The sequence below is a fragment of the Nocardia sp. JCM 34519.1 genome (assembly GCF_020361265.1).
In the GTDB taxonomy this organism is placed as follows: Bacteria; Actinomycetota; Actinomycetes; order Mycobacteriales; family Mycobacteriaceae; genus Nocardia; species Nocardia arthritidis_A.
Map to the genome: position 1 here is coordinate 93,684 of NZ_JAIRBR010000010.1, position 21,160 is coordinate 114,843.

A 21,160-nucleotide genomic window follows, 5' to 3' on the forward strand; every position below is an offset into this window, starting at 1 on the left:
CCTCGAAACGATCAGGCGGGCACTCCGATTCCAGTGCCCGCCTGATTTCCTGCCGTCGACTATCGAGCAGGCGTCGCGCTCCGGCGTTCCCGCAGCGTCTCCGGGCCCGCGTCCAGCGACCGGCCGAGCCCTTCCAGCGCCCGCACGGTCGCGCCGTGCTGGGCGACGAACCGCTCCCGCGCCGGTCCGCGCCGGAAGCTGATCAGCGCCTTCCCGCTGTGCAGCTGCCACATGTGCCAGAACAGATACGGCACTACCAGCACGAAATTGATTGCGCCCCAAACCATCCAGATCTTCTCGTCGAACCATCCGGTGGACGGCATCACCTTCGGGAAGATGTTGTAGATGCCGATCACCAGCATCAGCGCCGCCAGCGTGTAGATCCGCGCGGTGATGTACAGCTCGGGCCTGCGCATAACCAGCGGATAGATCTCGGCCACCGCCAGAATGCAGATACTGCCCGCGAAATGTTCCTCCTGCGGCGGGTAGCCACCGTAGGTGAAGCACAAATTCCACGAGGTATAGAGGAAATTCCAGGCCATGGTGGTGAAGGCGATGAGTTCCGCGTTGCGATCACTGCCGATTTCCCAGAACCGCGGCGCATACGGAATCGTCAGGCACAGGGCCAATCCGACGGCCGCATTCCAGTAATTGCCGATCTGCGCGTCGCGGACGGTGGCCTCGGTGATGTTCAGGAAAAGAATTCCGTACGGGAACCACAGCGCCTTCGGGTGACGCAGCAACCGCCAGATCGGGCCGTCGCGCAGTTCCGCCATCGAGACTCGCATCGCGCCGACGATGGTAAGCGGTATGAGTACGGACAGTATTTTGGCCCAGGAGAACCAATTCACCAGACCGATATGCCGTCCCGGACCCCAGATCCACAGCGGGAACGTCAGTATCGACAGTCCCCAAACCCACAGCGAGGCCCGCGGATGCAGTTGCATATAGCGGACCAACCCCCACAGGATCGCGCAGAACACGATCATCGATAAAGCGGTTACCCAGGTGAACGGCGCCGGGTTCCCGGTCACCGCCTCGGACGCGGCCAGCAGCATGGCGAAGACCCTTCGTTAGCAGTGTCGTTTGCTTCAGCAAACTGCGCGCGCATCGATGCCGGACAGGGAATTCGGTCCCCACATATGGCGGCCCGAGGTCCCGATTCGGTCGCGGCTAGCACGTCGCCGCCGGATTCGCACAGAGCATCAGGCCTCCTGTTTCCGAGGATTTCGGCGTAGCGCACAAGACGAATCGACCCTTCTGCGGAATACCGCCCCGGCGGTGTGCTGAATGCACTTCCGGATTCACCGGGTCAAAGGAGCTGCTATGCGTATCGGCCTGATCGCACCACCGTGGGTTCCCGTTCCGCCGCCCGCATACGGCGGAACCGAAGCGGTGGTGGACAACCTCGCCCGCGGCCTCGCCGCCCTCGGGCACGACGTCCGCCTGTTCACCGTCGGGGAATCGACCTGCCCCGTGCGCAAGTCGTTCCTCTACGACGAGGCGTTCACCCCGATCGGCGTCGCGGTGCCCGAGGCGGCGCACGTGCTGGCCGCCTACGAGGCGCTGGCCGATGTCGACATCATTCATGATCACACCGCGCTCGGCCCGCTCATCGGCCCGACCATCGACGGTCCGCCGGTGGTGTCCACCTGCCACGGGCCGTTCGATCCGATGAACGCGCGCAATATCGCCAGCTTCGCCGATCGCGTTGCGGTGGTGACGATTTCACACAATCAGAAGCGCACGGCCGCACCGATTCCGATCGAGGCGGTGATCCACCACGGCATCGACCTCGACACCTATCGGTACGGTCCGGGCGGCGGTGGGTTCCTGCTCTTCGTCGGCCGGATGAACGCCGCGAAGGGCGTGCATCGCGCGGTCGAATTCGCCCGGTTGGCCGGACGAAAGCTGGTGATAGTCACCAAGATTCGCGAGGCCGAGGAACACGCCTACTACGAGGAGCGGGTCCGCCCGCTGCTCGGCCCGGACGATCCGGAACCACGCGAGCTCGCCCTGCCCGACCGGGTCCGGTTGATGCAGGCCGCCGACGCGCTGATCAATCCGATCGATTGGCCGGAGCCGTTCGGTCTGGTGATGGCCGAGGCACTGGCCTGCGGCACACCGGTGCTGGCCTTCTCGAACGGCGCCGCACCCGAGATCGTGGACCACGGCCGTACCGGATTCCTCTGTGCCGATACCGATTCCATGCTGGAGGCGATCGCGCATATACCCGATATCGATCGCCGAGACTGCCGGGCCGCCGCCGAGCGTCGCTTCGACATGCACCGCATGGCCCGCGACCACGCGGCCCTCTACAGCCGCGTCCTGGCCACCGCCCGGGCCCGCGAGCTCGCCCTGGTCGCACCCGAAACCGCGACGCTCACAACCGAAACGATCGCGATCGCCGGATGACGTTCGGCTACCACCACTATTTGCGCTGGCTCTACCGCACGGGGCGGCCGAATCTCTTCGCCCGCGTCCAGAATCGCTGGTCGGCAAGGGTTTTCGCCGCAGGCATCTGGCCGCGCCGGGTGGCCGCACTCGGAATCAGTGGCCGCCGCAGCGGCCGGACGATCTGGTTCCCGGTGGTGGTCACCGAATTCGAGGGCGCCCGCTACATCGTGTCGATGCTCGGCGACAAGGTCAATTGGGTGCGCAACCTGACCGTCGCCCACGGGCATGCCGAGCTCCGGCACGGCATACGGGAGAAGGTCTGCCTGGTTCCCGTCCCACCGGAACAGCGCGCGCCGATCCTCTGGCGTTACTTGAAGGTCGCGCCGGGCGCGCGGCCGCACATTCCGGTCGCGCCGAATGCCGCACCCGCCGAATTCGAGCGAATCGCGGCCGATTTTCCGGTGTTTCGTATCGAATCCGAAGAGCCAGGGCCGCAGCGCTGAGCTCCTGCCCGACGCGACCGGGGCCGCGCATCGACGGATCCGCAGCCCCGAAGTCGTGCGCGAGCCAGGTGCTCAGTGATCCTTGTGCCGCGCGAAGACACCGACGTTCACCGGCGGTGGCGGCGGGATATCGGTGTCGTCGTAGTCGGCGGTGAGTTCGTTGCGCACGTCGACGATGCCGTCGACGGCCGCCGTGAGCGCGGTGATGGTGCCGATCATGCTCTGCCGCTCCACTTTTCCGCGCAGCGTGACAACTCCGTCGCGGGACTCGACCGTCACCGTGCCCGGCTCGAGATACATCGAATGCTCCAGCACCTCGGTCTCGATCTCCGCGACGAGGTCGGCGTCGGTGCGGTCGTAGACCGACAGCACGTCCCGGCGGGCCAGGATGCCGACCAGCGCACCGGAGTCGTCCAGCACCGGCACTCGCTTGATGCCGTGCCGGGCCAGCGTCGCCGCCGCAACGGTGAGCCGATCGTCCGGGCGTACGGTCACCGCGGGAGTCTTCATCAGATCGTGCGCGGTGAGCCCGACCGGGGACAGCCGCGACCTGTGCCGTACCAGCATCCAGAACGAGCCGATCCAGGCGCCGCCGTCACGGGCCTGCTTGCCGAGCAGATCCGATTCGCTGACCACGCCGATCACCCGCCCGCGCCGGTCCAGCACCGGCGCACCGCTGATCCGATGTACGGCCAGGGTGCGCACCACCTCCCGGAACGGGGTGCTCGCCGAAACCGACACCACCTCCCGGGTCATCACATCGGCGACGGTGCGGCGCTTCACGACCGGCCTCCCTCGCCCGCCAGCGGAAGATGCTGTGCGCAAACGGCTTCCACGAATTCACCGACCACCTGTTCGGGCAGTCTGCGCGCCAGGTCGGCCTCGGTGATGATGCCGACCAGTTTGCCGCGCTCGGTGACCGGGAGCCGCCGGATCTGCATCCGCTGCATCAGCTCCATCGCATCGGCCAGATCGGTCGCGACGTCGACGGTGTACAGTGCGGCGGCACCCTGCGCCAGCTCGCCGGCCGTGGTCGATTTCGGATTCTGGCCGAGGGCAACGCATTTCACGACGATATCGCGGTCGGTGACGATGCCGACCGGATGTCCCTCGCCGTCGCAGATCGGCAGCGCGCCGATATCGAGCGTGCGCATCCGTTCGGCGGCGGCGGCCATGGTGTCGCGCACGCCGATGTGCACCACATCGGGCTGCATCACGACTTGTGCCGTGGTCATGGCGAGTTTCCTTCCTGCGGAGGATATTTCGATGATTCGACCATCGTCGCGACCGCAGACCCGCCACCGATAGGGAAGAAGGTCGCCGTTCGCCGGGATGGACGATTCGGCAATCCGGGTGACAAAGGTCCTCGGCGGCCAGGCACTTCCTGCCCTGGCCCGCCGCGGCGGCCGAGCGCACAGTTGCCGGTACCGACGTCGAACGGATGCGAGGCGATGAACGATGATGGATATGTCCACCGATCTGGGACGGTTCCTGCACATGATGATGATGTGTCTGCACATGATGGGCGTGTTGCCGCCGATGCGGATGTGACCTTCGCGCCGTCTCCCGTCGAGATACGGTTCGACCCGGCCTGGACGATCGCGGAGGAGCCTGGAAACCCCTTGCGCCGCAGGGTATCCGAGGCACTTTTCACAATCGGCGACGGCGGTGTGGCCACCCGCGGCTCGGTCGAGGAGGACGGACCGGATACCGCGCCCGGCGTGCTGGTCAACGGCGTATACACCGGAACCGGCCCGGACCAGCACCTGCTCGAATGCCCACGCTGGACCGGCCTCACCATCGATCCGCCGATCGTCGCCGACGAACGCGTCCTCGACCTGCGCGACGGCATACTGTACCGCCGGGAGCTGAGCGGCGACTTCCGGAGCCTGCGCTTCGCCTGCGCCGACCGCCCCGGCGTCGCGGTACTGCGCGCGGAGGCCGCCGCCGGGCGGCTGGAACCGGAACCCATGTTGGAACCCGCGCCGAGTTCGACGGACACCACCACAACAACCGCCCACGAAGATCAAAGCCGCTGCCTGCGAACGGAATCCAGCACCGGAGGTGTCGTCGTGGCGGTCGCCGCCCAGCGGGTTACCGACGAGGCCACGCACCGCCGGGTCGACCGTATCGTCGCCTATCAGGCCCGGCCCGGCATACCCGACCATTTCGCGTCCGCCCGTGAGCTCGGTGTCGACCGGCTGCTCGCCACCCACCGCGCCACCTGGGCGCACCGCTGGGAGCGGGTCGGCATCGATCTCCCCGACGACCCCGAAGTCGAACTGGCCGTGCGGTTCTCACTCTTCCAACTGTGGAGCAATGCGGATGCGCACGGCGAATCGGCGGTCGGTGCGCGCGGGCTGTCCGGCCCGGGCTACCGCGGTCATGTCTTCTGGGACGCCGATGTGTTCGTGCTGCCCGCCGTGGCGAGCATCGATCCCGACGCGGCGGCGGCCATACTCGCCTATCGGTCACATCGGCTGCCCGCGGCCAGAGCCCGAGCCCGCGCGGAAGGCGCACGGGGAGCACGGTTTCCGTGGGAGTCGGCCGCCGACGGCACCGATGTGACACCGCGCAACGGCTACCTCGGCGGGGTGCCGGTACCGATACTGACCGGCACCCGGGAGGAGCACATCACCGCCGATATCGCCTGGGCGGCAGACCATTTCGCCGAGTGGACCGGCCGCGTGGACTGGCTCGGCGCCGAAGGCCGGGAGCTGCTCACCGACACCGCCCGCTACTGGGTGTCCCGGTTCCGGCTCGATCCGGACGGCCGCGCCCACCTCGACGACGTCATCGGACCCGATGAGTACCACGAATCGGTGTGCGACAACGCCTTCACCAATGTGCTCGCCCGCTGGAACCTGCGCCGCGCCGCCCGGCTCGAACCGCGCGACGCGGCCGAGGCCGCCGAATTCGCGGCCTGGCGGTGGCTCGCGGAACGCGTTGTCGACCAACATCATCCGGACGGCCGCTACGAACAGTTCACCGGCTACTTCGATCTGGAGCCGCTGCTGGCCGCCGAAATCGCGCGGCCACCGGTCGCCGCCGACGTGCTGCTCGGCCAGGCCAGGGTGGCCGGATCCCAGCTGATCAAACAGCCCGATGTGCTGATGCTGCACCACCTGATTCCGGAGGAGGTCGATTCGCTCGTCGCGAACCTCGATTACTACGGCCCGCGCACCACGCACGGATCCTCGCTGTCCCCCGCCATCATGGCGGCGCTGCTGGCCCGTGCCGGACGCCCGGACGCGGCGCTGGACATGCTGCGCCGCGCCCTGCGGATCGATATGGACGATCACACCGGAACCACCGCGGCGGGCCTGCATCTCGCCGCGCTGGCCGGGGTGTGGCAGGCGATGCTCACCGGATTCGCCGGTATCCGGGTGCGTGACGGGGTATTGCGTATCCGCCCCGCATTGCCCGGCGGCTGGGGGCGATTCGGTATCGCGTTCGGCTGCCTCGGCAGATGGGTCCGGCTCGATATCGGCCGGGACGGCGTCGGCATCCGCTGCGACGGTCCGCTGACCGTCGCGGTGGACGATGCCGCCGCCATCCGGGTGTCGGGCGAAACCTGGTGTGCCACAAAGCGACAGGGAGCCTAGATGAACTCATCCGAACAACTGCCCCGCGACGCCGTCCACGGTCCGGCGACCGCGGCAGCGCCCTACTATGTGCTGTGCCGCGGCTCGACGACCGTCGCCGCGGTGGCGGACGCGCTGGCCGACGTGATCTGCGGCCAGGTATACCGCCAATCCGGCGACGCGCCCGCCGAGGTCTTCCTGCGCGCGCTGGCCGATCCGGCCATCGCGCTCGGCGTACTCGCCCGCGATGCCGCGGCCTGGCCGATCGTGCAGGCCACCGCCAAACCGGTAGTACTTGTGCCGGAAGGTATTCCGCATTCAGTGATCCAGCGGGTGCTGGTACCCCTCGACGGGACCGAGGAGGCGACCACCGCGGTCGCCGAGACCGTGCGGCTGTTCCGCACCGCGGGCATGGAAATCGTCGTGCTGCATGTGTTCGACCGGAAAACCGTTCCGGCGTACTGGGATCAGGCGGCGCACGCCAGGGACGCCTGGGAGGAGGAATTCCTCGCCCGCTACTGCACTCCGTATTTCTCCGGCCCGAAGCAGAAACTCACCCTCCGCAACGGAGCGCCCGGTGAGACGGTTGTCGATGTGGCCGCCGCATCCGCCGATCTGATCGTCCTCGGCTGGTCGCAGCAGGTGCGACCGGGCCGCGCGGAGACCGTGCGGCGCACCGTCGCCGCGGCCACGGTGCCCGTACTGCTGGTACCGACGTCACCGCACGAGAGGTCTTCCGGCACTGGGACGAACCGTCCCGCGAGAGGTTTCCTCTTATCATGACCTACACGGCGAATCTCGACTTCGGCAAGGCGTTCGGCGCATCCTCGGTCTGCCCCGGCTGCGGCGCGGACGACGTCTTCATCGCGGACAATCCCAGCGATGTCCTGTTCCGTTGCCGCAGTTGCGGTATGCAGTGGCATGTTCCACACGAATACGAGCAGCAGCCCCAGCCGATAGCGGGCTAGGCTCACGTTCGCGGCGCCGCCATTTCGGGATCCACTAGAGCAGGCATTCCAGTGCGGCGGTCAGCAGATACGTTGTCTCGTCCGCGATTCGGTGCAGTTCGGCGCTGGCCGACTCCGCGAGTCGCGGGGCCACCACGTCCACCGTCGTCTGCCCGGCCACCGTGCGGACCAGCACGGGATTCGTCAGCAGCGGCACCGCGCCCCGGGCGTCGGCGCCCAGCGCCCGGCGGACCAGCCGGGAACCGCAGGCCACCAGTACGGCCTCGTCGGCGTCGCGCCCGTGTCCGGCAGGGTCCAGATCGAGGGTCGTGATCATGTCGAATCCGTGCTCGTGCAACGCATTCGCGATTCGCGGCACGGCGGCCGCGAGCGGCTCGCTCATCCGGGCAGAGATAGTGGGCTCCGGTGCGACCGGAATCATCAACTCGATGGTCAGCTCGGATACGGTGTCGATATCCTCCGGCGCGATGTGGAAGACCTCGGTCAGCGGTCCGGTGGTGCGCATATTCGACGCGCGAACCCACTGTTCCAGCGCCCGATACGCGGTGTCGATACCGCCGTATCCGCCGCGATGCCAGGTCCTGGCGACCAAACCCGGTGCGACCGTGCGCACCTCGGTATCGGGCGTCGGCGCGGGCGCCCGCATGATCGGCACCGCGAAATCGACCGCGACCCGGTCGGAGCCCGGGATCTCGCGGAAGGTCGCCGACGGCGCGCCGACCATCGCCAACCCGGCCGCGTCGACCAGCTCGAACAGTTCGCGAATACCCGCGATGATCTCGGAATCGTCTCGGCGGCCGGGTATTTCGCGCCGCAGCAGCAACTCGGTGTACGCGGTCGCCTCGGCGACACCCACCGGGTCGGTGGTTCTGGACAGCACGGATATCGCATCGGCATCCGGAACGACGAGTCGCGCGCCGTCGCGCCGCGACCGATCCGGATGCGCCGACCGGTCTATCCCGATCACCGCGGCGAAACCGCCGCCGCTCGCGACAGCCGCGGCGTCCTCGAGCACAACCGTGCGGGACGGCAGCACACCGAGCTGCCGAGCCGCCTCGTAAAGTAGTGCGGGCGAGGGCTTTCCAGGAAGCTCCAGCTCGGCCGCGGTCCGCCCGTCGACACAGGCGATGAACTCGTGCGCCATCCCGGTGGCGGCGAGGATATCCCTGCCGTTCCCGTGCACCGAGTACACGCCCGTCGCGATCCCGGCCTGGTGCAGCCGTCGGACCAGCGACATGGTCGACTTTTGTACCGGCACACCGCGTTCCAATTGTTCCCCGAGCAGCTGCCGTTCGCGATTGGCGACCGCGTGCGCGGTCCGCGCGCCCGGCGGGTCGGCCGGATCGCCGAGCGGTAGCGAAATCGACCGCGACGCCAGGAAATGCGTTATCCCATCCAGTCGCGGCTTACCGTCGAAGTAGGTGTGGTAGTCGGCGGCTCGGAACGGTTGGCGATCAGCGCCGGCGCGGCGGGAAAGCACATCGTCGAAGACCTCGCGCCAGATATCGGTACGCAGCGCAACGGTATCGACGACGACGCCGTCGAGGTCGAATATCACCGCATGGTGCACCCACGGATCGATCACGGTCGATATCGTGTCCATCTCGATGCCTTTCTTCCGGTCCCGCCCATGGGCGGCGGCCGCGACCGCCGCCCCGGATTCCATTGCCGCTCAGGAGGATTTGATCGCGATATGCTTTTCGGCGGGCGCGACCGTCTCGGCGACGGGCACCGAAACGGTGAGGATGCCCTTGTCGTAGGTCGCGGCGATCTCGTCTTCCTTGGCGCCGGCCGGCAGCGCGACCGAGCGGACGAAGGAGCCGTAGCTGAACTCCGACCGTCCCTTGGTCTCCTGCCGTTCGCTGCGCTCGGCCTTGATGGTCAGCACACCGTCGCGGACGGTGATGGTGACGTCCTTATCCGGATCCATACCCGGCATTTCGGCGTGCACCAGGTACTTGCCATCGGCCATCTCGTCCTCGACCCGGAGCAGCTTGCCCTCCATGACCGGGCGCACGGTCTCGAAGAAGGGGAATCCGGCGAAGAAGTCGGACAGGTCGGGGAATACCGACTGGGAGCGGCGATGCGCGGGAAGCAGACTCATGATTCACTCCATTTATATTGGGAGACTGATACTTTCGATTCGAGCAGAGGTCCGGTCCGCCCGGCTAGGGACCGGGGTCCCGGCCGCCGGTGTCATTTGTCGTCACCGCGGTAGCCCTAAGTCCGCACGGGTTCGGATCTCCGGTCCTCGGATACCGTGCGAACTTCCGCGATAAACGCGTCGACGGTCGAGCGCTGGAATATATCGGTGCCCGGCAGCAGCACGGTCGCGGCAGCGGCGGCGACACCGTATTCGCAGGCCGCCAGGCAGGACGCGCCGGCGGCCAGCCGATAGGTGAGCGCGCCGATCAGGCTGTCGCCCGCGCACGCGTCGCTGCGCGGCGGCAGCGGCGGCGGTGGCGCGGAAATCCGGTGGTGCGCTTCCTCATTCGAATACACCGCGCCGAGCGCGCCGACCGTCGTCACCGCGTGCACCGTCGCGCCGAGATCCAGTAGATACTCGTTGGCGGCACGGGCCGCGGCGAACCCGTCGATCGGCGCACCGATCAGCGCGGACGCCTCCCTGCGGTCGAGCCGGATCAGGAACACCCGCTCGCGCAACACATTTCGCAGCTGTGCGCCCGCGATATCCAGCACGATCCTGGTGTCGTACCGCCGCATCCGTTCGACCAGCTCGGCGCAGAAGTTCTCGTCGAACCCGGACGGCACGCTGCCGGTGACGACCAGATACGGATAATGCGGCGCCACCGCGAGTATCGCCTCCATACAGCGCCCGCTGTCGGCGGCCGACAGCGGCGCGCCGTCCGGCACGATGTGAAAGCTGTGGCCGGTGAACTGTTCACCGACCACGAAGGCGTTCCTGGTCTCGGCGCCCACCTCGATGGGTTGATGCGGGAGTCCTTCCGCGTCGAGCAGCCGGTTCAGCAGCTGCCCGACCTCGCGCCCCGCGGTGTGCAGGGCCATCGCGGACCCGCCCAACCGGGTGACGCATCGCGCGACGTTGATGCCGCCGCCCCCACCGCGCACCGAACACACCCGCGCCCGGTTCTTCCCCTCGCCGACCAGCCGGTCCACCTGGAAAGCGGTGTCGACGGCCGGATTCAGCGTCGCTGTCAGAATCATGCGATCAGCGTCGGTATTCGGAGGCGGTGCGCCGTAGAGCCGAAGGACCCCGATCGGACGTCATTGGTCGCGCGGCGCAGCGACAGGGACCATCGTCCCCGGAGTACGGGCGCAAGTTCCATATCGGTCGCGCGCGGATCGGCCGACACTGACTTGCATGACCGACAGCACCGCGTTCACCGAGCAGTTCGTACCGGATCGACCGACCATGCTGGCGGCCATGCGGTTGGCCGGTCGAGCACCGTCGGTGCACAACACCCAGCCGTGGCGCTGGGTGTTCGACGGCACCCGGCTACATCTGTTCCGCGATAACGATCGGCTGCTCGTTTCCGCCGACCCGAACGGCAGGCAGCTGGTGATGAGCTGCGGCGCGATGCTGCACCACCTGCGGACCGCCTGCGCCGCGTACGGGTGGCACACCGATACGCTGCGCCTGCCCGATCCCGGGCGGCTGGACTACCTCGCCGTCGTCGACTTCCGCCGCTGGCCGGATCCGCCCGCCGGGGTGCGGGCCCGCGCCCGCGCCATCGAGCACCGGCGCACCGACCGGCTGCCGATGCTGCCCCCGGCGGACTTCGACGAACTCCTGCACGCCACTCGCATGCTGGTACATCCGCACAACCTCGAACTCGACGCCCTGCCCTCGGACGCGCGCGACCGGCTCACCGTCGCCTCGCAGCACGCCGCGGCCGTGCGCCGCTACGATATGGAGTACCAGACCGAATTGCATTGGTGGACAGGGCATACCAGCGGCCCGGAGGGTGTGCCGAAGAGCGTCCTGGCCTCGGATGCGGAGTTCGCCCGCGTCGGCGTCGGCCGCACCTTCCCGTCGGCGCCGCATTCGGCCCGCCGCGGCGAACTGGCGACGGATCAGGCGCGGCTGCTGGTGCTGAGCTCGACCGGAGATTCGATGCTGGAGTGGCTGCACACCGGTGAGGCGCTCTCGGCGGTACTGCTCGAATGCACCGCCGCCGGGGCGGCCAGCTGCGCGCTGACTCACATCACCGAACTGCCCGCGGAACGGAAAACCATTGCGGCACTGCTGCCGAACCCCAACCTGCCACAGGTGGTGATCCGGGTGGGCGCCGCGCCCGCGGACGAGGACCAACAGCTCTCGCCCCGCCGCCCGGTCGCCGACATCCTCACGTTCCACCAGCTCTGAGCCGCACACAGACTCGGCCGATGCGCCGAGCGGGATCCGGCCGTGGCGGTCCCTTCTTCGTCCTCCGCCACGGCCATTTCCCGTACATCTCCGCACGGCCCGGAACAGGTTGCGCGGGTGGATCTTTCGCTTACCCGACCGGCACGGCCACCGCTCGCGCACGGGCGAGCAGTTCGGCGGTCGCGCGCTCGATACCCTCGGCGATCAGAGCAATATCGGGTGTGCTGTCGAAGTCGCCGGTGATGCCGTAGGCCAACTGGTCCCGGTAGCTCAGGATGGCGATGCCGGTGCGCAGGCGCATCGCGATAGGCGCGTATGCCAGGATTTCCAGCACCTCCCGGCCGAGCAGGCGCAGCGTTTTACGCGGCCCGGGAACATTGGTGGCGAGCCCGGCGACCGAATGCTGCGGGTAGCGCAGCACCGACCGCACGATCCAGGCGATCGACGCGAACGGCAGCCAATTCGCCAATTCCAGTATCGAATTCGCGGCCGACGCCTCGCCGCGACGCTTGTGCCGCGCCATCCGCTCGTGCACCGCGGCCAATTGTGCCACCGGGTCCGCCAATTCGATCGGAAGTAAGGGCAGCATGGCCGAAACACGGTTGTCCAAAACATTTTTCGCCTCCGTCGCACGCGTGGAGACCGGCGCGAGGATGCGCAGCTTGTCCGGCGTCGGCTCTTCACCGCGGGCCAGCAGCACCGCGCGGAACGCCGCCGCCACCGCGGCCAGCGCGACATCGTTCACGGTGGCCCCGAACGCCGCGCCGATCTCACGCACCGCCGAAAGGCTGGTGCGCGCGACGGCGTAGCGGCGCTGGCGGCCTATCGGCCCGTTCAACGACGAATCCGGCGCCGGCGCAAAGGCATCCATTATCAGCGGCACCGCGCCGAGCACCGCCTTCGGCGCATCGATCGGCAACCGCAACCCCTTGGCGAGCAGCCCGAGCGGATCCGACCGGATGCGTTCGACCGCCGGGCGCACCGAATTCCCCTGCCGCCCTTCGCAGAGCCGTTCGAACAGGGTGATCCCGGAGATACCGTCGACCATGCTGTGGTGCACCTTCACGATCAGCGCCCAGCGTCCGCCGGTCAGCCGTTCGACGACGATGCACTGCCACAGCGGGTGATCCCGGTCCAGTCGCTCCTCCATCACGGACGCGATCAGCTCGTTCAGCGCCGCGTCGTCGCCGGGCTCCGGCAGGGCCATCCACCGAATGTGATGGGCCAGATCGAAATTCGGATCGTCCACCCATTCGGGTGCGGCCAGGTCCCAGCGCGCCCTGCGCACCTTCTGGCGCAGCCTCGCATCGGCGTCGAGGTGATCGCGCAGCGCCGCGATCAGTTCCGCACGGCCCGGCTGCGCACCGGCCACGATCGCCACCGCACAGATCCCGGCACTCACGTGTCGATCCGTGTCCTCCAGTTCCATGAATCCCGCATCCAACGGGCCCAATCCGGTCATCGCCCAATCCGTCCTGCGTCGACGTGGCGTCGATCGCGCGGCGCCGATTCGGCCGGGACGACTCACCACCGCTTCATGGTGCCGGTGTGGCCGGGCGCCGCGGCAGATGCGTTGGCCATCACGACGCGGGACGTTCGCCCCCGCGCACCACGATCATCGGGCATTCCGCCGAATGCAGCAGCGCGTTGCTGGTGGAGCCGAGCACCATACTCGCGAATCCGCCCCGGCCCCGGCTGCCGACCACCAGCAGTTGCGCATGCGCCGACTCCTCCAGCAATGAACGAACGGGACGGTCGCTCTTGACGATTCGGCGCACCGACACCTCCGGATACCGCTCCGCGAAGCCGGCCAGGCTCTCCGCGAGCAGCGCCTCCTCGCTCGGCCGGGCGGCATCCCAACCGGCCAGCGGCATTTCGATACCGCTGGCATCGCTCCAGGTGTGCAGCGCGACCAGTCCGACCTTGCGCAGCGACGCCTCGGCGAAAGCGAGTTCGACTGCGGGCACGCTGTTTTCGGTGCCATCGACGCCGACCAGCACCGGTTTCGTCATCGAGACCGCGTCGATCGCCGAAATGCCGTGGATGACCGCTACCGGGCAGCGCGCGTGCCGGGTGACCGCGGTGCCGACCGAACCGAGCAGCCCGCGCTGGAACGCGCCGAGCCCGCGGCTGCCGACCACCAGCATCGCCACCTCGGCCGAGCGGTCCAGCAGGGTCGGGATGACAAGGGCGAAGGACAGTTCCGTCGTGATGTGCAGTTCGGTACTCGAGGTCGCCTGCCGGGCGACGCGTGCGGCCTCGGCCAGGATGCGTTCGCCGTCGCGGCGCAGCCATTCCAGATCGGCCTCGCCGAGCGACATTTCGGGCCCGGAGCCGGTGGAGATCGCCATCGAGGTGAGTATGTGCAGCGGGCGGCGGTGCAGCGCCGCGTCGACCGCCGCCCAGGCCACCGCCTGATACGAGCTCGCCGAACCGTCGACCGCCGCGAGTATCTGATTCGTTGACATGACTCCAGGCTGCTACGCACCACCCACCGATGGCAGGGACCAAGGTCCCCGGACGACATGCCATCGGTGACCGACCGGGCCGACACGGGCCGAAAGTCACCGTGCGGGTGGCGGTTCGGCACTGTGCCCGGCGATCACCCCGCCCGTAGCGTCGAGATATTCCGCTGCCCGGAATATCGGGTCCGGCGAAGGAGAAAAGGATGCGGGCACGCGTCGTCTACGAATCGATGTGCGGCAGCACCGCCGCGCTGGCCGCCGCCATCGCCGATGGGCTCGGCGAATACGGAACGGTCGATGTGGTGAGCGTGGCGGCCGCCGGTGAGCAGCCGGAGCCGACGGTGGATCTGCTGGTGGTCGGCGGGCCGACGCATCTGCTCGGCATGAGCCGACCGTGGACCAGGCGGCGCACCGCCGGACAGACCGATGCCGAGGTCGTCACCGATCTCGGCATCCGCGAATGGCTGGCCGGCGCGCATCCGGCGTTACCCGGCGCGCGGGCGGCCACCTTCGACACTCATGTCCTGCGGCCGGCGCGGCTGGCCGGTTCGGCCGCGCGTGATGCGGCAAAACACCTGTGCCGCTTGGGTTATGCACTCGCCGACGATCCGATGGACTTCGTCGTCGACCGGGTCGGCGGCCCACTGCGCGCCGGCGAGCTGGCCCGCGCGCGGGCCTGGGCCCGACGGCTGGCCCGCACCGAGGCCGCATATCTCGCATCACAGGAAGGGTAGGAAATCCCATGTCATACCGCATCACCGTGGTCGAGTCGAGCCCGCACACCCTGCTGGAACTGCGCCGCGCGGTCCGCGCCGAGCACGCGGGCGACGATATCGCCGCGGGCATGCGCGAACTCTACGCCCTGGCGGCCCGCACCGGCCTGGCCCCCGCAGGCCCGCCGTCGACGACCTATCGCGGCGCGGTCGGACCCGGCCGGGCCACCGAGGTCGTCTTCGGGCTTCCGGTCACCGCCGGACTGGTAGACGGTGTGGCGGAACAGGTTTCGGTTCGCCGGATCGCGCCCGGGCTGTTCGCGTACACCACCCATCACGGCGACTTCCAGCGGATCGGCGAGGCCTACCGCGCGCTGGAGGAATGGGTGCGCGCCTCGCGCTTCCGTCCCGTCGGCCCATCCACCGAGGTCTATCTCGTCGCCCCGGACGAGGCGGTGCATCCGCACGATCTGGTGACCGAGATCCGGATACCCGTCGCGGCCGCCGAACTGGCCACCCGCATCGCCGTATCCTTCGGCCAAGCCGTTGGCCTGACTCGAGATGCTTTGGCGGAACAGGGTTTCGGCATACTCACCGAAATCGACGTGCGGGCGACGATGCGGGCGAAACTCGGCGTAGAGATGGAGGACTACCTGATCCTCGGCGCCTGCAACCCCGAACTCGCCTATCGCGCACTGGATATCGACCGGCAGATCGGGCTGCTGCTGCCCTGCAATGTAGTGGTGCGCGCGGCCGAAGGGGCGGTCATTGTCGAGGCGATGGACCCGGATCTGTTGCTGGGCCGGGACGCTCGGCCCGAGCTCTACTCGGTCGCGCGGGAAGCCAGGTCCCGGTTGGCGGTAGCGCTCGAGAACATCGAAAAGCGATCGGCCACCACATAAATCAGCAGGCAGCCCGGTCACTGTCGAAAGGGTCGAGCAGCTCATCGATCGGCCGCCGCGGCGCGGATGGCAGCCGCGTCGCGCCCGCGGGCAGCCACCCGATCCGGATCACCGCCTGTGGGTGGGCGCGGTTGTCCAGCACCCCGGCCCGGATCCGGCGGCGCAGTTCGGGGATCTCCAGCGGTTCGGTGAGCAGGCAGGTGGCCAGGCCGACGTTGGCCGCCGTCAGCAGCACGGCGCTCACCGCCTCCCCCGCCGCCAGTCGGGACGGCCGGTCGTCGTAGGCGGTGCCGAGCACCAGCAGTTCCGCGTAGTCCGGTTCGTTGGTCGGATCGACGAGCAGCGGCCCGGCGAACTCCCTGGTCGGAATGCCCTGTCCGGCGCGCGGCGGCGGCGCGGTCCAGGATGGCACGCCGTCGTTCGTATCCTGCCTGCCGCTCCAATTCGCCAGCTCCAGTCGATATTCCGAATTCCCCGCATGCCTGCGGCCCGCCTCGTACATCGCCGCGACCAGACAATCCCGCGCGGCGTTCGCGGCCCGCCGGACGATGCCGCCCTGCGCCGCGGCCCGCTCGCTGACCAGTCCGAGATATCCGGGCGGAATCGGCCAGGAGCTGAAGTGTCTGCGGTCGGTCTGTCGAGTCGAAATGGCCTCGGCGAGCGCGATTTCCGTGTCGGTCGGCCGGTGCCGTACCAATTCCAGCATGGCCAGATGCTCAGGATCGGACCGATCCGGCAGCCGGTGCACAACGGCCGACCAGCCGAGCGAGGCGAATGCGATGCGCAGATGATGTATAGCCGCACCGCAGCTCACCAGCGCGTCGCGCTGATCGGGATCGGTCGCCCGCAGCGTTCTGGCCGCGTCGAGATATATGTGTACCGCACCGTCGCCGATCTGAAAACGCCAGGGCTGGGTGTTGTGCACCGAAGGCGCACGCACCGCGAGCGACAGTGCCGCCCGGATCGTTTGCTCATCGGGCCGTACACGGTTCATTGTGGTTCCATCCGTTCCCTTCGTCGCATCGACACCAAGGCTGCCATCGGATACCCCGTGCCGGTTAGGGCAGGAATGCCCGAACTCACGGGACTTCTCGAAACAGCCGGAAGTCCCGCCCAGCCGGTGGCCTTCGGCCATCACCTCGCACCCCGCGAGCGCGACATGCTTGGGCTACCACTCCGACAGGTCGAAAGGGACTGCCCCATGCCGGAATTCGCGGCGCCCGCACAGGTGCGGGAAACCCACACCGGGCTCGTGCTGCTCTACGGTGACCGGGCCTACAAAATCAAGAAGGCCATCCGCACGGACTTCCTCGACTTCGGCACCCCCGAGCTACGTGAGCGCGCCTGCGCGCGTGAGGTCGGGCTGAACCGCCGCCTCGCACCGGATGTCTATCTGGGCGTCGCACACCTGACCTCACCCACCGGCGGCCCCGACGAACCCGTCGTCGTCATGCGCCGGATGCCGGAGGACCGCAGGCTCACCACCGTCCTCGCCGATCCGGAACGAGTCGGCGCGGAGCTGACGGCGCTGGTCCAGGTGCTCGCCCTGTTCCACCACAGCGCAAGGCGCGGACCGGAAATCGACGCGGAGGGCAGGCCCGACGCGCTGCGCACCCGCTGGCAGATACTCCTGCACGGCCTGGGCGAGCAGCCCGCCGACATCGTGGATCCGGCGCTGCTCGCCCGGATCGACGAACTCGCCATGCGCTATATCGACGGTCGAGAGCCGCTGCTGCACAACAGAATCGCGGAGGGCAACCTGCTCGACGGACACGGCGACCTGCTCGCCGAGGACATCTTCGCGCTGCCCGACGGTTTCCGGGTGCTCGACTGTCTCGACTTCGACGACCGGCTTCGTTATGTCGACCGGATCGACGATATCGCCTTCCTGGCAATGGATTTGGAATTCCTCGGCCACGCGGACCTGAGCGAGCGCCTGCTCGACGACTACCTGGCGATCACCGGCGACCGGTCCCCCGCGTCGCTGCGGCACCACTACATCGCCTACCGCGCATCGGTTCGCGCGAAGGTCGATACCATCCGTTTCGCACAGGGCGAGCTCGCCGCGCGGCATCGCGCGCACCGGCATCTGCGGATCGCGCTGGATCATCTCGAGGCCGCCGAGGTGCGGCTGATGCTGGTCGGCGGCCTCCCCGGGACCGGGAAATCCACTGTGGCGCGCGAACTTTCGTCCGCCACCGGTGCGGTGACGCTATCCGCCGACCGGCTGCGCCGGGAGCTGCGCGCCACCGGCGAGGTGACCGGCGCGACCGGACTCCTCGATGCCGGAACGTATTCCGCGGCAGCCAAGGCCCGGGTGTACACCGAACTGCGCACCCGCGCGCACGCGCTGCTCACGGCCGGTGTCTCGGTGATCATGGACGCCAGCTGGATCGCTCCGGACGAACGGAGGCGCGCCGCGGAGCTCGCCGCCGCCGCGCACGCCGAACTCCGGCAGATCCGATGCGTCTGCCCCGCGACCGTCGCGAACCACCGGCTCCGGGACCGCGCCGCGGGCGATTCGGACGCGACCCCGGCCATCGCGGCAGCCATGGCCGCCGAAGCCGCCGATTGGCCCGGCGCGACCGTCATCGACACCGGGCGCCCGCTGCCCGACACGCTCACCGACGCGCTGCGCGAGTGGTACGCCGATCCCGCGAAAACTAGGGACTTTGGTCCCGAATCGGAGGTCGAGCGCCCCTGTGTCGGTGGGAAAATCTCCGTAGGCTGAGGAAATGGCGAAGACAGGTGACTACCGGTGATAAAGGTATTTCTGGTCGACGATCACCACATCGTGCGGCGCGGCGTCGCCGATCTGATCGGCGCCGAACCCGATCTCGACGTGATCGGTGAGGCGGGCAGCGTATCCCAGGCGCTGGCCCGCATCCCCGCGCTGCGCCCCGACGTGGTGGTGCTGGACGTGCGACTACCCGACGGCAACGGCATCGAACTCTGCCGCGACCTGCTGACCCAGCATCCGGAACTGCGCTGCCTGATCCTCACCTCGTTCACCGATGAGCAGGCCATGCTCGACGCCATCCTGGCCGGCGCCAGCGGCTACGTGGTCAAGGATATCGGCACGCTGGAATTGGTCGACGCCATCCGCGAGGTCGGCGCGGGTAAATCCCTGCTGGACAACCGGGCCGCGGCCGCGCTGATGGCGAAGCTGCGCGCGGAGGCCGAGGCCAAATCCGGCCCGCTGGCCGGGCTCACCGAGCAGGAGCGCACGCTGCTCGAGCTGCTCGGCGAGGGACTCACCAACCGGCAGATCGCGAGCCGAATGTTCTTGGCGGAGAAGACGGTCAAGAATTACGTATCCCGGCTGCTGACCAAATTGGGAGTGGAGCGGCGCACCCAGGCGGCCGTGATGGCCTCCAAGCTCAACGCTCCCACGAAGAAGGAGTGAGCCGCGACCCGGGGACGCCGCGCGCAAGCGCGCCCGGCCGATGTACCGTGCGAAAATGCTCGGTATGGAAGGCGAATCGTCCGAGACAGCACCGGGCGACCAGTCACCGGTCCTCGAGACGCTGTCCCAGCTGCGACTGCGTGAGCTGCTGAGCGAGGTCCAGGACCGCATCGCGCAGATCGTCGGCGTGCGCGACAAGATGGACCGGCTCATCGAGGCCATGCTCGTGATCACGGCCGGACTGGATCTGGACAATACGCTGCGTTCGATCGTGCACACCGCCATCGAACTGGTCGACGCCGACTACGGCGCGCTCGGCGTCCGCGAATCGGATAAGTCGAGCAAGCAGCTCGCCGAATTCGTCTACGAGGGCATCGACGACCGCACCCGGGTGCTGATCGGCGATCTGCCGCGCGGTCACGGGGTGCTCGGGCTGCTCATCGAACAGCCGAAACCCATTCGGCTGACCGATCTTTCGACCCACCCCTCGTCGGTGGGCTTCCCGGAAAACCATCCGCCGATGCATACCTTCCTCGGCGTGCCCGTCAAGGTGCGCGACGAGGTGTTCGGCAATCTGTACCTGACCGAGAAGGCAGGGGGCCAGGAGTTCACCGAGGACGACGAGGTGGTGGTGCAGGCGCTGGCCGCGGCGGCCGGTATCGCCATCGCCAACGCCCGCCTCTACGAACAGTCCCGCATCCGCCAGCAGTGGCTGGAGGCGACCCAGGATGTGGCCACCGAACTGCTCGCGGGCGGCGAACCGGCCGAGGTGCTCGCGCTCGTGGTCGACCGGGCCTTGAAGTTGACCGAATCGTCCTGTGTCTTCCTCGCCCTGCCGGAGGATCCGGATATCCCGCACGCGGAGGTCACCGAGCTGAGGATCGCGGCAGCCGCCGGAATGGATGCGGAATCCCTTCCCGGACAAGACATTCCGGTCGCCGACTCACATGCCGGGACGGCGTTCTTCGAGGGTAGGGCGGTAGCGGCCGACCGACTGCGCTACACCCCCATCTTCGAATCGTCGATCGAATTCGGCCCGGTGCTGGTGCTGCCGCTGCGGGCCGAGGGCACCGTGATCGGCGTGCTGACGATGCTGCGTCCACCCGAACTCAAACCGCTGGACGCCGCGGGCCCGTCGATGATGACCGCATTCGCCGATCAGGCCGCGCTGGCCCTGCAACTCGCCAATACGCAGCGGCGAATGCGGGAGCTCGATGTGCTCTCCGACCGCGACCGCATCGCCAGGGATCTGCACGACCACGTCATCCAGCGGCTGTTCGCGGTCGGACTGTCGCTGCAGGGCACCGCACAGCGCGCCCGCGCGCCCGAGGTCAAGACCCGGATCACCGACACCATTCTGGATATCCAGTCGATCGTGCAGGAGATCCGGCACTCCATCTTCGATCTGCACTCCAACAACGCCGCCGACACACCGACCCTGCGCAAGCGGCTGCACGGGGTGATCGCCGAGATGACCGAGGATTCCGGGCTGCGCACCACGGTCCGGCTGGCCGGGCCGGTCTCCGTGCTCGGACCGTCGCTCGCCGAGGATGTGGAGGCGGTGCTGCGCGAGGCCGTGAGCAATGTGGTGCGGCACGCCGCTGCGAATACCGTCTCGGTGAATCTCGTTGTCCGCGACGATGTCTCGATCGAGGTATCCGACGACGGCATCGGCATCGCCGCCGACAACACCCGGGCGAGCGGCCTGCGCAACCTCGCGGTCCGGGCCGAACAGGCGGGCGGCTCGTTCACGGTGCAGCCCGGCCCGGAGCGCGGCACCGTGCTGCGCTGGACCGTGCCGCTGCCCTGACCCACAAACAGCCTTAGGGCCTGCTGATTCGGGACCAACGCCAGGCGAGCGGGACCATCGGAAA

General features: G+C 68.3%; 20 protein-coding genes. 11 read left to right on the plus strand and 9 right to left on the minus strand.

Annotation, left to right across the window (positions count from 1 at the left end):
* Nucleotides 1-59: 59 nt before the first annotated feature.
* The gene (locus LGY53_RS24120; protein ID WP_225728978.1) at nt 60-1,058 is read right to left on the minus strand and encodes a hypothetical protein; all 999 of its coding nucleotides are present in this window, start codon (nt 1,056-1,058) and stop codon (nt 60-62) included.
* Nucleotides 1,059-1,326: 268 nt separating this feature from the next.
* Between LGY53_RS24120 and LGY53_RS24125 the strand changes: the two genes are divergently transcribed.
* Complete coding sequence (locus tag LGY53_RS24125; protein ID WP_225728979.1) at nt 1,327-2,415, plus strand: glycosyltransferase; 1,089 nt, start codon at nt 1,327-1,329, stop codon at nt 2,413-2,415.
* Entirely contained in the window at nt 2,412-2,900 is a 489-nt protein-coding gene (locus LGY53_RS24130) for a nitroreductase family deazaflavin-dependent oxidoreductase (protein ID WP_225728980.1), read from the plus strand. Before LGY53_RS24125 ends, LGY53_RS24130 begins: the two co-directional genes overlap by 4 nt.
* 72 nt (nt 2,901-2,972) lie before the next feature.
* Here LGY53_RS24130 and LGY53_RS24135 read toward each other — a convergent pair whose 3' ends face one another.
* Both LGY53_RS24135 and LGY53_RS24140 read right to left on the minus strand, forming a co-directional pair.
* Nucleotides 2,973-3,683, minus strand: a complete 711-nt coding sequence (locus tag LGY53_RS24135) for a CBS domain-containing protein (RefSeq protein WP_225728981.1) — start codon at nt 3,681-3,683, stop codon at nt 2,973-2,975.
* Entirely contained in the window at nt 3,680-4,135 is a 456-nt protein-coding gene (locus LGY53_RS24140; protein WP_225728982.1) for a CBS domain-containing protein, read from the minus strand. The genes LGY53_RS24135 and LGY53_RS24140 overlap by 4 nt, the downstream gene beginning before the upstream one ends.
* 273 nt (nt 4,136-4,408) lie before the next feature.
* Here LGY53_RS24140 and LGY53_RS24145 point away from each other — a divergent pair, with 273 nt between their 5' ends.
* Genes LGY53_RS24145 through LGY53_RS24155 form a run of 3 tightly spaced genes read left to right on the plus strand, consistent with a single transcriptional unit; the run spans nt 4,409 to nt 7,452 of the window.
* Nucleotides 4,409-6,505: a glycosyl hydrolase family 65 protein gene (locus LGY53_RS24145; RefSeq protein WP_225728983.1), complete on the plus strand. Its 2,097-nt coding sequence runs from the start codon at nt 4,409-4,411 to the stop codon at nt 6,503-6,505.
* On the plus strand, nt 6,506-7,267 hold the full coding sequence (locus LGY53_RS24150) for a universal stress protein (RefSeq protein ID WP_225728984.1): 762 nt from the start codon (nt 6,506-6,508) through the stop codon (nt 7,265-7,267).
* A complete protein-coding gene (locus LGY53_RS24155; protein ID WP_225728985.1) occupies nt 7,264-7,452 on the plus strand; it encodes a hypothetical protein in 189 nt (62 codons plus the stop codon). Before LGY53_RS24150 ends, LGY53_RS24155 begins: the two co-directional genes overlap by 4 nt.
* Before the next feature lie 34 nt (nt 7,453-7,486).
* Here the strand turns inward: LGY53_RS24155 and LGY53_RS24160 are convergent, their stop codons facing one another.
* The 3 genes from LGY53_RS24160 to LGY53_RS24170 all read right to left on the minus strand — a co-directional run bounded on the left by LGY53_RS24160 (nt 7,487) and on the right by LGY53_RS24170 (nt 10,638).
* Nucleotides 7,487-9,055 (minus strand): HAD family hydrolase, encoded by a 1,569-nt coding sequence (locus LGY53_RS24160; RefSeq protein ID WP_225728986.1) that lies wholly within the window; start codon nt 9,053-9,055, stop codon nt 7,487-7,489.
* A 69-nt stretch (nt 9,056-9,124) separates the two neighbouring features.
* Nucleotides 9,125-9,559, minus strand: coding sequence for an Hsp20/alpha crystallin family protein (locus LGY53_RS24165; RefSeq protein WP_374111231.1), 435 nt, complete (start codon nt 9,557-9,559; stop codon nt 9,125-9,127).
* Between the two features lie 113 nt (nt 9,560-9,672).
* Entirely contained in the window at nt 9,673-10,638 is a 966-nt protein-coding gene (locus LGY53_RS24170; RefSeq protein WP_225728988.1) for a 1-phosphofructokinase family hexose kinase, read from the minus strand.
* A gap of 157 nt (nt 10,639-10,795) precedes the next feature.
* Between LGY53_RS24170 and LGY53_RS24175 the strand changes: the two genes are divergently transcribed.
* Complete coding sequence (locus tag LGY53_RS24175) at nt 10,796-11,800, plus strand: hypothetical protein (RefSeq protein ID WP_225728989.1); 1,005 nt, start codon at nt 10,796-10,798, stop codon at nt 11,798-11,800.
* A gap of 130 nt (nt 11,801-11,930) precedes the next feature.
* On the opposite strand, the gene LGY53_RS24180 is transcribed toward LGY53_RS24175, so the two are convergent.
* Together LGY53_RS24180 and LGY53_RS24185 are read right to left on the minus strand one after the other, a co-directional pair.
* Nucleotides 11,931-13,262 carry a wax ester/triacylglycerol synthase family O-acyltransferase gene (locus tag LGY53_RS24180; RefSeq protein ID WP_225728990.1) on the minus strand — a complete coding sequence of 444 codons (1,332 nt, stop codon included), beginning with the start codon at nt 13,260-13,262 and terminating at the stop codon, nt 11,931-11,933.
* 118 nt (nt 13,263-13,380) lie between these two features.
* On the minus strand, nt 13,381-14,268 hold the full coding sequence (locus LGY53_RS24185) for a universal stress protein (RefSeq protein ID WP_225728991.1): 888 nt from the start codon (nt 14,266-14,268) through the stop codon (nt 13,381-13,383).
* 200 nt (nt 14,269-14,468) lie between these two features.
* Here LGY53_RS24185 and LGY53_RS24190 point away from each other — a divergent pair, with 200 nt between their 5' ends.
* Together LGY53_RS24190 and LGY53_RS44195 are read left to right on the plus strand one after the other, a co-directional pair.
* A complete protein-coding gene (locus LGY53_RS24190) occupies nt 14,469-14,999 on the plus strand; it encodes a hypothetical protein (RefSeq protein WP_225728992.1) in 531 nt (176 codons plus the stop codon).
* Between the two features lie 8 nt (nt 15,000-15,007).
* Nucleotides 15,008-15,880: a DUF302 domain-containing protein gene (locus LGY53_RS44195; protein ID WP_308102979.1), complete on the plus strand. Its 873-nt coding sequence runs from the start codon at nt 15,008-15,010 to the stop codon at nt 15,878-15,880.
* A gap of 1 nt (nt 15,881) precedes the next feature.
* Here LGY53_RS44195 and LGY53_RS24205 read toward each other — a convergent pair whose 3' ends face one another.
* Nucleotides 15,882-16,874, minus strand: coding sequence for an NAD(P)H nitroreductase (locus LGY53_RS24205; protein WP_225728993.1), 993 nt, complete (start codon nt 16,872-16,874; stop codon nt 15,882-15,884).
* Between the two features lie 207 nt (nt 16,875-17,081).
* On the opposite strand from LGY53_RS24205, the gene LGY53_RS24210 reads away from it, so the two are divergent.
* Genes LGY53_RS24210 through LGY53_RS24220 form a run of 3 tightly spaced genes read left to right on the plus strand, consistent with a single transcriptional unit; the run spans nt 17,082 to nt 21,096 of the window.
* Nucleotides 17,082-18,611, plus strand: a complete 1,530-nt coding sequence (locus LGY53_RS24210) for an AAA family ATPase (protein WP_225728994.1) — start codon at nt 17,082-17,084, stop codon at nt 18,609-18,611.
* A 27-nt stretch (nt 18,612-18,638) separates the two neighbouring features.
* Nucleotides 18,639-19,286 (plus strand): response regulator transcription factor, encoded by a 648-nt coding sequence (locus tag LGY53_RS24215; protein ID WP_225728995.1) that lies wholly within the window; start codon nt 18,639-18,641, stop codon nt 19,284-19,286.
* Between the two features lie 55 nt (nt 19,287-19,341).
* Entirely contained in the window at nt 19,342-21,096 is a 1,755-nt protein-coding gene (locus tag LGY53_RS24220; protein WP_374111228.1) for a GAF domain-containing protein, read from the plus strand.
* Nucleotides 21,097-21,160 lie beyond the last annotated feature (64 nt).

What these genes read in the sequence shown, in the direction of transcription:
- LGY53_RS24190 (WP_225728992.1), top strand. Translation starts at nt 14,469, where the DNA reads ATGCGGGCACGCGTCGTCTACGAATCGATGTGCGGCAGCACCGCCGCG.
- LGY53_RS24205 (WP_225728993.1), bottom strand. Translation starts at nt 16,874, where the DNA reads ATGAACCGTGTACGGCCCGATGAGCAAACGATCCGGGCGGCACTGTCG.
- LGY53_RS24140 (WP_225728982.1), bottom strand. Translation starts at nt 4,135, where the DNA reads ATGACCACGGCACAAGTCGTGATGCAGCCCGATGTGGTGCACATCGGC.
- LGY53_RS24185 (WP_225728991.1), bottom strand. Translation starts at nt 14,268, where the DNA reads ATGTCAACGAATCAGATACTCGCGGCGGTCGACGGTTCGGCGAGCTCG.
- LGY53_RS24150 (WP_225728984.1), top strand. Translation starts at nt 6,506, where the DNA reads ATGAACTCATCCGAACAACTGCCCCGCGACGCCGTCCACGGTCCGGCG.
- LGY53_RS24180 (WP_225728990.1), bottom strand. Translation starts at nt 13,262, where the DNA reads ATGACCGGATTGGGCCCGTTGGATGCGGGATTCATGGAACTGGAGGAC.
- LGY53_RS24175 (WP_225728989.1), top strand. Translation starts at nt 10,796, where the DNA reads ATGACCGACAGCACCGCGTTCACCGAGCAGTTCGTACCGGATCGACCG.
- LGY53_RS44195 (WP_308102979.1), top strand. Translation starts at nt 15,008, where the DNA reads ATGTCATACCGCATCACCGTGGTCGAGTCGAGCCCGCACACCCTGCTG.
- LGY53_RS24170 (WP_225728988.1), bottom strand. Translation starts at nt 10,638, where the DNA reads ATGATTCTGACAGCGACGCTGAATCCGGCCGTCGACACCGCTTTCCAG.
- LGY53_RS24130 (WP_225728980.1), top strand. Translation starts at nt 2,412, where the DNA reads ATGACGTTCGGCTACCACCACTATTTGCGCTGGCTCTACCGCACGGGG.
- LGY53_RS24120 (WP_225728978.1), bottom strand. Translation starts at nt 1,058, where the DNA reads ATGCTGCTGGCCGCGTCCGAGGCGGTGACCGGGAACCCGGCGCCGTTC.
- LGY53_RS24125 (WP_225728979.1), top strand. Translation starts at nt 1,327, where the DNA reads ATGCGTATCGGCCTGATCGCACCACCGTGGGTTCCCGTTCCGCCGCCC.
- LGY53_RS24210 (WP_225728994.1), top strand. Translation starts at nt 17,082, where the DNA reads ATGCCGGAATTCGCGGCGCCCGCACAGGTGCGGGAAACCCACACCGGG.
- LGY53_RS24220 (WP_374111228.1), top strand. Translation starts at nt 19,342, where the DNA reads ATGCTCGGTATGGAAGGCGAATCGTCCGAGACAGCACCGGGCGACCAG.
- LGY53_RS24155 (WP_225728985.1), top strand. Translation starts at nt 7,264, where the DNA reads ATGACCTACACGGCGAATCTCGACTTCGGCAAGGCGTTCGGCGCATCC.
- LGY53_RS24160 (WP_225728986.1), bottom strand. Translation starts at nt 9,055, where the DNA reads ATGGACACGATATCGACCGTGATCGATCCGTGGGTGCACCATGCGGTG.